This window comes from Advenella sp. S44 (assembly GCF_002810445.1).
In the GTDB taxonomy this organism is placed as follows: domain Bacteria; phylum Pseudomonadota; class Gammaproteobacteria; order Burkholderiales; family Burkholderiaceae_B; genus Advenella.
This window is the reverse complement of record NZ_NEXS01000003.1, coordinates 213,791-226,081: the sequence shown is the minus strand read 5'-3', so window position 1 is coordinate 226,081 and position 12,291 is coordinate 213,791. Positions and strand designations below refer to the sequence as shown.

Below are 12,291 nucleotides of genomic sequence, written 5' to 3'. Positions count from 1 at the left end.
ATAAATTTACTATTCACCGCTTTTCTGAAAATAAAATTACAAAGATGTTGCTTTATACCATTTTTTTTGACTTTTTACTGCTCTTGCAGCCCCTGCCATCGTAAGCCCTAGCGCAGGACGGGCGATTGGTGTCGGCCCTGATCACCGAAACGCAACTGGCCCGAGTCTGTGGTGGCAACCGGGCAGGCGGATCTGGTGGGCGTGGCGCGCGGCATGCTTTATGATGCCCGCTGGCCTTGGCACGCCGCACCCGGGCTGGGCGCGCGCATTGAGATTTCGCCTCAGTTCTGGCGCAGCCAGCCGTCTCGGCTGAAAACGCTCTTCACAAACAACCTGAATTAATGCGATTAAGTTGTTGTTTTTAAGTGAATTATTCGATAATTTTTGAGAAATTCACGCTTGCCCCCTTTTGCCGCAGCCAGGAAGTTGCGATACTGGAATTTCCAAGATTACGCATCAGGATTGGTCATGTTCCGTTTTCCGCTTCCCATCGCTACCGTTATCGTTGCCGGCCTGCTTGCCGGCTGCGCCAGTCGCGAGCCAGTGGCAGACGTTCCCGCTTCCTATTCCAGACCTGCACTTGAGACAGCCTATCGCGATCCGGTGCTTGAACGCGCCCTGACACTGACCGGTACCCCCTACCGCTACGGCGGCACCACCCCGGATGGCATGGATTGCAGCGGGTTCGTGCGCTATGTCTTCCAGGAATCGACAGGCTTTCGTTTTCCGCATAACACGGCCATGATTGCCAAGCTGTCCAAGCCTATTTCCCGGTCCGATCTGAAAGAAGGCGATTTCGTCTTTTTCGATACGTCCAAACCCTATTCCCATATGGGGATCTACATTGGCAATAACGAATTTGTCCATGCGCCGTCCAGCCGTAACAATGGCCAGGTACGCGTTGACTCGCTGGACAGCCGCTACTTTGCAGAACGCTTTCTTGACGCGCGCACGGCATTTCAATAACGCAGGCCAATGAATAGCCCACCATATAATTAACGCGTCATTGACCGCAACGTTACGCCCGGCTACCCAGGCCCTGCCGGCGAGCGCGCATGGTGTTTCAATAACCCGCGTCAATATTTAACGCGCCATGCCATATAAATTGTGCGTCTTAGAAATAACGCGCCATAAACCGCAATGGCATGCATCAACGTTCTGCCCCGCCGCGCGCCTATGGTGCTATCACGCTTGAAACTCTGCTTCGTGCAGCCACGCGGCGTGGTTGGGTGCCCGCTTGGTCTTGCTCCACTCTTCCAGCATTTCCCACTTGACCGCATCCAGCTTCTGATTCATCTCCGGCGTTGCCGTTGGCGCGGCCAATTCAACCCGATGTCCGTTCGGATCCCGGAAATAAATAGATTTGAATAACACATGATTGGTGATTCCCACCACATCAATGCCTTTGGTCTGCAGGGCCTGCTTGGTCTGCTCCAGCACCTGTACGCTGGGCACTTCGAAAGCGATATGCTGGACCCAGTCGGGCGTATTGGGATCAACGCCCATTTCGGGTGAATTAGGCAACTCAAAAAATGCCAGAATGTTGCCATGACCGGCGTCGATAAACACATGCATGTAGGGATCATTGGCTTTGGTGGAGGGCACGCGATCCTCGGCAATGGCCAGCACGAAATCCATGCCCAGATTTTCCTTGTACCAGAGCACAGTCTCTTTGGCGTCTTTGCAACGATAGGCTACGTGATGAATTTTTTGAATGTCCATGTCTACCCTCTTTGTCTGATATGCTGATTCAAATGTTTTACCTGCGCGTGCTCAGGCAACAAGGCCTCCCCGGCGCAGCGCGGGGCTTTTTGTCTTACGGTTCTCATTTCGCGGCAGATCGGAAACACGAAAGCCACGCACGTGCTAATTAGTAACAAACGTTACTATTAAATCGTAATTTCTTGTGCCCGTCAATACGCGTGTTCATAAGTCGTGCTGTTATATGCCCGATCTATTAGGATAATTTGCAAGACGAATAATGGCACCATACCCAGGAAAATAGTATCCTGTGTTATTAATTAAGAGTGATATGAGTTTTTCATGATCGATTTGCATGCCTTTTTACCGTACCAATTTTCGCAGTTGGCCGACGTGGTCAGTCATTCGGTTGCCACTGTCTATGAAACTCGTCTTGGCATATCGCGCGACGACTGGCGCGTACTGGTTGCTGTCAATCAGGACAGGCATATGCGTGCCACCGATATCGCGCAGCACACGACGCTGGATAAAATGCAGGTCAGCCGGGCCATTGCGCGACTGGAAAAAAAAGGGTTTCTTTCCCGCAAGGCCGACATGGGAGACAAGCGGCAGCAGATTCTCGTGGTGACGCCAGCCGGCCAGGCTGCCTACAAGGAAGTATCTCCGCTTATGCTGGCGCGCAACGATTATCTGTTGCAGGATTTGACATCCACGGAACGCGAGGCGCTACAACGCTATCTGGATCTCATCCTAAGCCGCAGCCAGCAATTGGTGGCACGCGGCTAGAGGGAACCCTGTCCAACAGACCGCAACACTAGGCGAAGCGATATTCAGTAAGGCGGAGCCCTTAGCCCTTCGCCAGAATTAGACCAAGTCTGAATCCGTGGGCTGTCGGCAAATGGACAGCTCAGAACCGCTAGGCGTTCTCATCAGAACAAGCAGAGAATGCTACTGCTAGCGACTTTCCTGCCTGGGCCCCGTTTGGCTTCCCAGTACGTGCTCTCCCTGCTCATAGACCACGTTGGATCGGCCCACGATCAGCGGGTCAATTTTGCCAATTTGCGCCTTGTCTTTATTGGTGTAGTCAAACTGTTGCAGGACATAACGCATGGCATTGAGCCTGGCGCGCTTTTTGCAGTTGGATTTGACCACGATCCATGGTGCATCGCTTGTGTCTGTATGGAAAAACATGGCTTCCTTGGCGCGCGTGTAATCATCCCATTTGTCCAGCGAGGCCATGTCCACGGGCGACAGCTTCCACTGTTTCAGGGGATGGTGGCGACGCTCCTTGAAGCGGCGTTTCTGTTCCTCCTGGCTGACAGAGAACCAGAACTTGATCAGGATAATGCCGCTGCGGACCAGATTGCGTTCGAATTCCGGCGCCTGGCGCATGAACTCCATGTATTGGGCATCGGTACAAAAGCCCATGACCCGCTCTACCCCAGCCCGGTTATACCAGGAGCGATCAAACAGCACTATTTCGCCGCTGGTAGGCAGATGCTCGACATAACGCTGGAAATACCACTGACCCAGTTCGCGTTCCGTCGGCTTCTGCAGGGCCACCACACGGGCTGTTCGCGGATTCAAATGTTCCATGAAGCGCTTGATGGTGCCGCCCTTGCCGGCTGCGTCGCGACCTTCGAACACAATGACAACGCGCTGCCCGGTCTCTTTAATCCAGGATTGCAGTTTAAGTAATTCGACCTGCAGGTCATATTTCTGGAACTCGTAATTGCGACGTGACATCAGGTATTTGTAGGGATAGCGACCATCCTCCTTCCAGTTATCCTGAAGCAAATGGTCCGGGTCATCGGACGGTGGCCTGTTGTTGTCGGCGCGAATTTTTTCTTCTCGCAGCACGCGCAACAGTTCACGACGATCATCTGCCGATACACTCTCGAGCAACAGGCGGGCGCGTTCATTGCGGGCGGCCTTGTCGGTACCGACCAGATCGGATGCAAACGCAGCCGCTTTTGCATCGACGCGCGAGCGCTGCTTGTCAGTGACGGTATTGTCGCGAGTCTGCTTTGGCGTTGCCCCTGACTGGATATCGCCTTGTGCGGCCTCGCGCGTGAGAGGTCCCGTAGCATGGTCTTTGGGTTTGCTGCCCTGACGGCTCGATTTATCGGTAGATTTTCGGGTAGCCATTTGACGTCCTCATATGAATAAAAGCGCATTGTAAGATCGCGCCTTCATCCATTCATTAACATTAATTCAGGCGAAGACATTATCATATGCGTATGACAACAATACTGCGCGACAGAGAGGCCGTATGATTTTTAATACTTTGACCATTGCCGGCGTTGATCCGTCCGGCGGCGCCGGCATTGTTGCCGACGTAAAAACCATGAGTGCACTAGGCACGTACGCCTGCGCCGTGGTGGCCGCGCTGACCGCCCAAAGCACCAAGGGAGTCACTGGCGTACAGGCGGTGACTCCCGACTTCGTTGGCCAGCAGATCGACACCTTGTTTGCCGACGTTCATATTGACTCTGTGAAAATCGGCATGCTGGGCCAGGCCCCTGTCACGCGCATGGTGGCAGAGCGGCTCGCTTACTGGATGCCCGACCACATTGTACTGGATCCGGTAATGGTTGCCAAAAGCGGTGATACGCTCCTGGACAAGCCGGCCATTTCGGTCCTGCGCGAAGCGCTCATTCCGCTGGCAACCGTCATCACCCCCAACCTGCCTGAGGCGGGCGTACTGCTTGGGCAGACCGAAGCCGATTCCATCAAACAAATGTATCGTGTGGCCGAGCGCCTGCGCAAGCTGATGGATCATCACCGTACCGTGTGGGTTCTGCTCAAGGGGGGCCATCTGCCGGGCAGTGACACCATCGATCTGCTGACCGATGGCGATCGCATGATCGAGCTGCCTGGCAGGCGCACAGAGACGCCCAACACGCATGGCACCGGCTGCACCCTGTCTGCCGCGCTTTGCGCGCTGATTCCCGGCACCGGCGATGTGCCGCAGGCGGCAAAACTGGCCAAGACGTACCTGGAGACTGCGATTGCCCGATCAGGCGAACTGAACGTTGGCCACGGGCATGGTCCGGTCCATCATTTTCATGCCTTATGGTCATGAATCCTGAGCTACGCGCCAGTTGCGGGTAAAATGAGCGATGAACTCCAATCTCAGGACCACGTTTGATACTCTTCCTATGAATGCTCTGACTTCTCTTGCCGAACAAAGCCGTTTCAACATGATCGAACAGCAGATCCGTCCCTGGCACGTGCTGGACCAGGACGTACTGGACGCTTTGTCTGCTATCCCTCGTGAACGATTTGTGCCCATCCGCTATCAGAATATGGCTTATTCCGATATCGAAATTCCGCTGGAAGTCGAGGGCATCAATAGCTGTGAAGCCATGCTGGCGCCAAAAATCGAGGCACGGCTGGCTCAGGAGCTGCGACTGACGCCGACAGACGGTGTACTGGAAATCGGCACCGGCTCGGGTTACCAGGCCGCCATTGTCAGTCGCTTGTGCAGCACCGTCGTCAGTGTGGAAATTGATCGCCATATTGCAGCTTTTGGCAAGGCCAACCTGGAGCGCGAGCAAATCGCCAATGTTAAAGTTGAAATCGGCGACGGACGCGCCGGCTGGGGAACCGGCGAATACAGCGCCATCCTGCTGACCGGATCCATTCCGAACATTCCTGATTCACTGAAATACCAATTGACCATCGGCGGTCGCCTGGTGGCCATCGTAGGTCAGGCGCCGGTCATGACAGCATTGCGCATTACCCGTGTCAGCGCAGCGGCATTCGAAACCGAATCGCTGTTTGACACGTACGCCAAGCCATTGCGCGGGACCACCGTTTCCCATTTCAAGTTCTGATCCCTTTGTATCGCCACCTTTGCCCGGCGAAGGCAGCAAAAGAGACAGAAAGGCCGTTGCGGCATCTGCACAGGGCAGAATGCGGCAACGGCCTTTCTGTCCGATGATTACCGGGTATCTTTGCCCCGGATGGCGTTGACCAGTGCCGTTGTCGAGCGCTGAAAGCGAAACGGAATGGCCACAGCGCGGCCGCCCCAGCTTTGCACCAGTTTGGTTTCCGGCAGCTTGGCCATGTCATAATCTCCCCCCTTGACGATAATGTCGGGACGCAGCTGTTCAATCAGCTCATAAGGGGTATCTTCTTCAAATACCGTCGCAGCAGAAACGCAGGCCAGCGCAGCCAGCATGGCTTGCCGATCCTGCTCGCCGTTAAGCGGACGATCGGGGGCCTTGCCCAGCCGACGCACCGACTCATCGGTATTGACGGCCACGACCAGGCTGGCACCCAGCTGCGCGGCTTCATCCAGATAACTGACATGCCCGCGATGCAGAATATCAAAGACCCCGTTGGTAAATACCAGCGGCCTGGGCAATGTACCATTGCGGACCGCATCAATGCATTGCTGTCGGGTGAGAATACGGGTTTCGAAACGTATACTCATTATTGCCAATCCAGCAAAGTGGCCACGAGCCACAGAATGAGTCCGGCCTGCAGCGTAAGAATGAGCGTCATCACAACGAAAATGCGTTCGCTGCGGCGATGGCTTTTGCCCAGTTGAGTCAGTTCCTTGCGTATGGCAGGCAGGCTGTCCTCGCGCGCCAGTTGCGTATGCACCAGCCTTGGGATCTCGGGCAGCAAATGCGACCATTGCGAGGCTTCTTTGCGCACCTGGGCCACAAACGCGCGCGGACCGATGCGATCCCACATCCAGCGCTCCAAAAACGGCTTGGCCGTTTGCCACAGGTCAAGATCAGGATCGAGTTGACGACCCATGCCTTCCACATTCAACAGGGTTTTCTGCAACAACACCAGTTGCGGCTGGATTTCCACATTGAAGCGACGCGAAGTCTGGAACAGTCTGAGCAACACCTGGCCCAGTGAGATTTCCGACAGTTTCCGATCAAAATACGGTTCGCACACTGAACGCACGGCAGCTTCAAGTTCTTCCTCGCGGGTGTTGGCCGGCACCCAACCCGATTCAATATGCAACTGGGCCACGCGACGATAATCGCGGCGGAAAAATGCCAGGAAATTTTGAGACAGGTAGTTCTTATCAAACTCAGACAGGGATCCGACGATTCCAAAATCGAGCGCGATATAACGCCCCAGCGTTTGCGGCTGCAGCGAGACAAAAATATTGCCGGGGTGCATATCCGCATGAAAAAAACCGTCTTCGAACACCTGAGTAAAGAAAATCTCCACGCCGTTACGAGCCAGTTTTTTAATATCAACACCCGCCGCCTGCAGCTTGTCAATCTGGCTGACTGGCACACCGTGCATGCGCTCCATGGTCATGACGGTCTTGCTGGTATATTCCCAGACCACTTCGGGCACCATCAGCAGATCGGCACGTTTCGGGTTGGACTCAAAGTTGCGGCGCAGCTGGCTGCAGTTGGCCGCCTCTACCTGTAAATCGAGTTCGTCATGCAGATATTTGTCAAATTCGCTGACCACTTCCCGGGGCCGCAGGCGACGACCGTCAGGCAACAGGCGCTGCACAAAACCAGCAAACAGGCTCATGAGCGACAGATCGCGCTCGATCACCGCCAGCATGCCCGGTCGCAATACCTTGACAGCAACCTCGCGACCGTCGTGCAATACAGCAAAATGCACTTGGGCAACAGAGGCCGAGGCCACCGGTTCGGTTTCAAACAGCGCAAACAGCTCCGATGGATGCATGCCGAATGCCTTTTGAATGCTTTGCATCGCCTGTTCAGAAGGAAAGGGGGGGACCCGGTCCTGCAAGGCCGACAGCTCATCGGCAATATCCAGCGGAATCAGATCACGCCGGGTAGAGAGCACTTGCCCGAATTTGATAAAAATCGGCCCCAGCGACTCGAGCGCAAGTCGCAAGCGTTCGCCGCGCGGCTGTGGAAAGCGACGACCCAGCCGTACTACTTTGAGCAGGAAACTGGCTATGGGATGCTTGAGCCCGCTGAGCACCAGTTCATCAAGGCCATAGCGCAGGCACACGAATAAAATACGCAATAGGCGCAAGCCGGACATGATCATCGTCCACTCCTGCGCTGTCGCGCTTCAAGCGCCCGCAACCTTGCGTCAAGCTGGTCCAGTTGCACGGTCGCAGTCCGCAGCGTATTTTCCCAGGCATGCAGCGCAGGCTTGCCCAGCACCATGCCGGCTTCTTCAGAGACGTATTCACTGACATTCTCCGATAGACGACCGGCGATTGCGGTGGTGCCGACTATTGCCCGCTGCAGCAGCAAATGAATTTGTTTTGACAGCATGCCGCCGGTGAACCGCGCCAGCTCGTGCTCGGAATCCCAGCGCAAATCGCGCGCCAGCTCGGAAACCAGTTGCGCCAGGCTGGCGTCTCCTTCCAGATGCAGCAGCGAGGCCAGCTGTGCTGGATCTTGCCGATTGCGCAACGCCGCCGGCACTTCGGACAGTCGGCTATCAGGGATAGTCAGGGCGACATCGGAAATCACCGCCGGATCGGCACGCGCGAGGCCGCCATCATGCCCAAGGGTAAATCGCAGGTCAAGCCGGCTGATGCGAATGCGTACGGTTTTGCCGGCGTGCGCGGCGATACGCTTCTTGGCCCAGGGCTCACGATCCAGAAGCAGGTTCAGGGCGCGCACGATGGGAACGTTAGGATCAGGTAAGGCGGAAAGCAACATAAAAATCCGGTAGACCACGCAAGATTCTGAATCCGATAGTGTACCCTTTTCGTGCCTGGACCAGCCGAAATTTATGCCCGCTGCATTGTGACGCAGCCATGTCGGCAACAGTGGCGCGACGATCTGAGAGAGGATCTTAAAAAAGTCTGGAAGGGGATCTGAGCGCGGATCTCAAATAAGGTTTAAGACAGGGTCTGAGAGGAGACAGAGTCTGAGCGAAGATCTTAAACAAGGTCAGAGACAGGATCTGAAATAGGGTCTGCGAACGGTTCTGGCACAGGCAACGACCACTTAGCCGTGGCAGTCCGGCACTTCCTGGTCCAGATAGACGTCAAACGCCACGTCGGTGGCCCACTGTTTACTGAATGACGCCCACTGTCCGGCACTGTCCCACTGCTGCATCCTGGCTCGCAGCCAGTCCGCTTCCTGCGTATGTTCAGACGACACCAGCCAGGTGAGTGTACGCGGGTGGTCGGACAGCTCAATGGTGGCGGAAAACTTTTTCCATTCCGGATAATCCATCAAGGGCTGCCAGACCGTCTGGTCAATCAGGCCCAGGTCACACCGGCCCTCGCGCACCGCCACCAGCGCATCTGAAGGCACAGCAAAGGGCAACAAGACCGCTCCCGCTGCGGTGGCTTCTAAGGCAGCATGCTCGGCAGTACCGGCCAAACAAACGGTGCGCCCTTTGAGGTCGGCCCGGGAGTCAATGTCGGTATCGGTGCGAATGACGGCCTTGGGATAGGTGCGATAGGACGTGGGCACCCGGGTCACCCCGGGCGGCTCGGGCGCCGTCGCAGGCAGGCTGTACAGGGCAAGGTCAATGGACCCTTCTGCCAGGGCAGCCGCCGCCTCGGCCGGCGCAAGCTGCATCAGCTTAACCGGCAGATTCAGGATTTTGGCCAGCGCCGCGATTGCAGGCGCATCAAGCCGGTCTGCGGTTCTGACTTTGGCGCCGGGCACAGCGGGCGGCGTTACGTGGGTGACCGCCACGCGCAAGTCGCCCCGGGCCGCAGCCTGAGCGAACAAGTCCGCTGCCGCTGCATGGGCCCATTGGGGCGCGAGCGCCGCGGCGCAGGCTGAAAGCAGCAGCATGCCGAAAAGAACAAATCGGACGTACGCAATGGTCATGGACACACCTTCCTGCGCTGCCCCAGGCAGCACTTGCAGGACATGATTGAGACTCAGACGTATTGGTAACGCAGCAGGCGATGCTTGATGCGCTCCAGAATCAGCTGATCGATAAGCGCCGCCAGGATGGCGATGACCAGAATATTGGCCATCACACCCGTCATATCGCCGGTATCGCCCGAAAAGCTCAGCGAGCGGCCCAGGCCCTTGCCAAAGTCCACCAGCATTTCCACGGAAATCAGGGCGCGCCACGCGTTGCCGAAAGCCAGTTGCGCACCAGTGATCAATTCAGGCATAACCGCAGGCAAGTACACTCGGCGAACCAGACCCCAGCGGCTGGCGCCCATGACGCGCGCAGCGGAAATATGAACCTTGTGCACCGACTCGGTGGCGTTCATGACACTGAGTGCCGCCGGAAAAAAAGCCGCCAGCGCCACTACGACAATCATGGGTTTGTTGCCAAAACCCCAGATAATCAGAAACAGCGGAACCCAGGCAATACTGGGCAGCGACTGCAGAATCACAATCACATTACGCAGCACTTCGCGAAAGAAATTCAGACTGGCCGCCAGCAGGCCAAAGGCAATGCCGCAAATCAGGGCAATGCCATAGCCGGTGCCAAGACGCGCCAGTGATCCAGCCAGACCACTATAGAACTCTCCGCTGCGAATGCTCTCGGACAGGCGCTCGAGCACCGGCAAAATGCCAGGCATCAGAAAGTCCGGCAGTGTCAGCGCGACAAGTTGCCAGACCAGAAGAATGAAAGCGATGGCCAGCACCACCGCCAGCGGCTTTTTCAAGCCGCCGATCCGGGTGTTATTACTCACAGTTTACGTGCCTTCTGCCATTCAAGATCCAGGACACTGCTAACGTCAAATGGCTTGCCATCCTTGGTTTTCAGGGAACCATCGCGCTCCATGATACGAGCCAGTTCGGTCATACGCTCTATGTCCTTGTCGGTGACAGTCGGCGTAAACTCCTGGGTCTTGATCGCCTCTTCGATCACGGTCTCACGCGTCAATTCGCCCTGCTTGAGGGTCTTGAGCGTCGGCTCGGCAATGAAATAACTGGCAATCAGCTTGGAGGCCTCACCCGGTTGCTTATCCAGCAACTCGATCGCTTGCTGCTGGGCATCCAGCACCTTCCAGATATCGTCCTTACGGCTGTCCAGCACTTTGCCGGAAGTGATAACCACCATGCACGGGAATGGCCAGCTTTGTCCAACCTCATAGATTTGTTTGACCGGTGCAACCAGTTGTGCGATACGGTCATACGGTTCGAACAGGAACGCCGCGTTCACCCGATTGCCCACCAAAGACTGCACGGCGACTGCGGGGCTGACACCCATCACGCTGACATCGCCCTCGTTGAGTCCGGCTTCCTTGAACACCACGCCGCGCAGCACGGTGTCTGCAGTACTGCCCTGGCTCTGGGATGCCAGCGTTTTTCCTTTCAGATCGGCCACAGCGTCAATCCCGGCATCATCACGCACCACCAGCGAGTGGTAGCCGCGCTGAGCGCCGCCCACAACCTTCAGGTCTGCGCCGCGAGAGGCCCACGCAATGGCGTTGGTAAAACCCAGTACGCCCACATCGACCTGGCCGCCGACAATCGCCTTGATCAGGTCAGTGCCGGACTTAAATTCCATCAGCTCTGTGTCCAGTCCCTGCTTTTTGTAGAAATCGCCTTCGTGCGCGACCATCGCCTGGGCGTCATCCATCACACGCAGATAGCCCACCTTGAGCTTGTCGGCCGCCATGGCGGCGCCAGATAGCAATAGTGAAGCCACCAGTGGCAATGCACTCCATTTGCGAATATTCATGTCTGATTCTCTCTAAAATTGAATGTTTTTTGTTATTGGCACATCTCTGGTCCGTAAGCCGCAGGTCGATTCGATCGCCTTTCATCCGAAAGTCCAAGCGCCTCTTGATACCGCCAAAGACGACAGGAACAGAATTACGGGATTACGAAACCCAAGGCGATCGCCAGTAAAGCGGCAGCAATCGCCTTGCGGCCAATCAGCTAGTCATTTCGACAGGCTTGGTATCGGGCTGAGCATCGGGCTTGCTTTCATGCTTGACCGAGATTCCCAGCAGACTGAGAATCTCGCGTTTTTCAGCCGCCAGATCCGATAGATCGTGCGAGCGTTCCCGATGGGTCAAGTTAAACTCCTTCAGCACGCTAGCGGGCCTTGCACTGAACACCATGACCCGATCAGCCAGGAACAGCGCCTCATCGACATCATGCGTGACCAGCAAGACGGTTGGCCTGGCCTGTTCGACCAGATCAAGCAGCACATCCTGAAGACTCAGGCGAGTGAGCGCATCCAGCGCGCCAAATGGTTCATCCAGCAAAAGCACTTCCGGCTCGGCTATAAAAGCGCGGGCCAGGGCTGCACGCTGGCGCATACCGCCAGAAACCTGATGGGGATAATAATTTTCGAAGCCGCCCAGCCCCACTTTTTGCAGCCATGCCGCAGCGCGGTCATAGGCCTGCTTGCGGGCCACTTGCTGAAACTCCAGCGCCATGGCCACATTTTGCTTGATTGTCAGCCACGGATAGAGCGCGTGCTCCTGAAATACGAGGGTGCGGCTTGGATCCGGTTTGATGACCGGCTGCGTATCGGTCTTGATATTACCCGATGTCGTGTCCTCCAGCCCTGCAGCCATATGCAAAAGCGTGGACTTGCCCGACCCGGACGGTCCCACCAGCGCAACGATCTCGCCGGAGCGAAATTCGGCGCTGAAGTTTTCAACAACCGAAAGCGAACCGAACTGCTTATAAACATTGTTGAAGCTAAGATTCACGATTTTTTCCCTTT

At 56.1% G+C, this 12,291-nt stretch carries 13 protein-coding genes and 1 pseudogene; 5 read left to right on the top strand and 9 right to left on the bottom strand.

Translation table 11 applies throughout. The features are described 5' to 3' along the window. Positions 1 to 162: 162 nt before the first annotated feature. A pseudogene (locus CAP48_RS20415) lies at positions 163 to 342 on the top strand (oxidoreductase); the annotation flags it as partial. Between the two features lie 126 nt (positions 343 to 468). After that, positions 469 to 966 carry a C40 family peptidase gene (locus CAP48_RS05085; protein WP_100694942.1) on the top strand — a complete coding sequence of 166 codons (498 nt, stop codon included), beginning with the start codon at positions 469 to 471 and terminating at the stop codon, positions 964 to 966. Positions 967 to 1,185: 219 nt separating this feature from the next. Here the strand turns inward: CAP48_RS05085 and CAP48_RS05080 are convergent, their stop codons facing one another. After that, a complete protein-coding gene (locus CAP48_RS05080; protein ID WP_100694941.1) occupies positions 1,186 to 1,722 on the bottom strand; it encodes a VOC family protein in 537 nt (178 codons plus the stop codon). Positions 1,723 to 2,043: 321 nt separating this feature from the next. Between CAP48_RS05080 and CAP48_RS05075 the strand changes: the two genes are divergently transcribed. Beyond that, the gene (locus CAP48_RS05075) at positions 2,044 to 2,487 is read left to right on the top strand and encodes a MarR family winged helix-turn-helix transcriptional regulator (protein WP_100694940.1); all 444 of its coding nucleotides are present in this window, start codon (positions 2,044 to 2,046) and stop codon (positions 2,485 to 2,487) included. Between the two features lie 168 nt (positions 2,488 to 2,655). Here the strand turns inward: CAP48_RS05075 and ppk2 are convergent, their stop codons facing one another. Further along, the gene (gene ppk2 / locus CAP48_RS05070; protein ID WP_100694939.1) at positions 2,656 to 3,849 is read right to left on the bottom strand and encodes a polyphosphate kinase 2; all 1,194 of its coding nucleotides are present in this window, start codon (positions 3,847 to 3,849) and stop codon (positions 2,656 to 2,658) included. Between the two features lie 124 nt (positions 3,850 to 3,973). On the opposite strand from ppk2, the gene thiD reads away from it, so the two are divergent. Together thiD and CAP48_RS05060 are read left to right on the top strand one after the other, a co-directional pair. Next, positions 3,974 to 4,786 (top strand): bifunctional hydroxymethylpyrimidine kinase/phosphomethylpyrimidine kinase, encoded by an 813-nt coding sequence (gene thiD / locus CAP48_RS05065; protein ID WP_100694938.1) that lies wholly within the window; start codon positions 3,974 to 3,976, stop codon positions 4,784 to 4,786. Between the two features lie 76 nt (positions 4,787 to 4,862). Further along, positions 4,863 to 5,540, top strand: coding sequence for a protein-L-isoaspartate O-methyltransferase (locus CAP48_RS05060; protein WP_100694937.1), 678 nt, complete (start codon positions 4,863 to 4,865; stop codon positions 5,538 to 5,540). Positions 5,541 to 5,647: 107 nt separating this feature from the next. On the opposite strand, the gene CAP48_RS05055 is transcribed toward CAP48_RS05060, so the two are convergent. The 7 genes from CAP48_RS05055 to CAP48_RS05025 all read right to left on the bottom strand — a co-directional run bounded on the left by CAP48_RS05055 (position 5,648) and on the right by CAP48_RS05025 (position 12,277). Next, entirely contained in the window at positions 5,648 to 6,142 is a 495-nt protein-coding gene (locus CAP48_RS05055; protein WP_369806325.1) for an adenylyltransferase/cytidyltransferase family protein, read from the bottom strand. Then, the gene (gene ubiB, locus CAP48_RS05050) at positions 6,142 to 7,713 is read right to left on the bottom strand and encodes a ubiquinone biosynthesis regulatory protein kinase UbiB (RefSeq protein ID WP_242444339.1); all 1,572 of its coding nucleotides are present in this window, start codon (positions 7,711 to 7,713) and stop codon (positions 6,142 to 6,144) included. Before ubiB ends, CAP48_RS05055 begins: the two co-directional genes overlap by 1 nt. Further along, positions 7,710 to 8,339, bottom strand: a complete 630-nt coding sequence (locus tag CAP48_RS05045) for an SCP2 domain-containing protein (protein WP_100694936.1) — start codon at positions 8,337 to 8,339, stop codon at positions 7,710 to 7,712. Before CAP48_RS05045 ends, ubiB begins: the two co-directional genes overlap by 4 nt. A gap of 291 nt (positions 8,340 to 8,630) precedes the next feature. Beyond that, complete coding sequence (locus CAP48_RS05040; protein ID WP_100694935.1) at positions 8,631 to 9,470, bottom strand: transporter substrate-binding domain-containing protein; 840 nt, start codon at positions 9,468 to 9,470, stop codon at positions 8,631 to 8,633. Between the two features lie 53 nt (positions 9,471 to 9,523). Next, positions 9,524 to 10,297, bottom strand: coding sequence for an ABC transporter permease (locus CAP48_RS05035; protein ID WP_100694934.1), 774 nt, complete (start codon positions 10,295 to 10,297; stop codon positions 9,524 to 9,526). Next, entirely contained in the window at positions 10,294 to 11,292 is a 999-nt protein-coding gene (locus CAP48_RS05030) for an ABC transporter substrate-binding protein (protein ID WP_100694933.1), read from the bottom strand. The genes CAP48_RS05035 and CAP48_RS05030 overlap by 4 nt, the downstream gene beginning before the upstream one ends. Before the next feature lie 196 nt (positions 11,293 to 11,488). Further along, positions 11,489 to 12,277 carry an ABC transporter ATP-binding protein gene (locus tag CAP48_RS05025; protein ID WP_100694932.1) on the bottom strand — a complete coding sequence of 263 codons (789 nt, stop codon included), beginning with the start codon at positions 12,275 to 12,277 and terminating at the stop codon, positions 11,489 to 11,491. Positions 12,278 to 12,291: the final 14 nt, after the last annotated feature.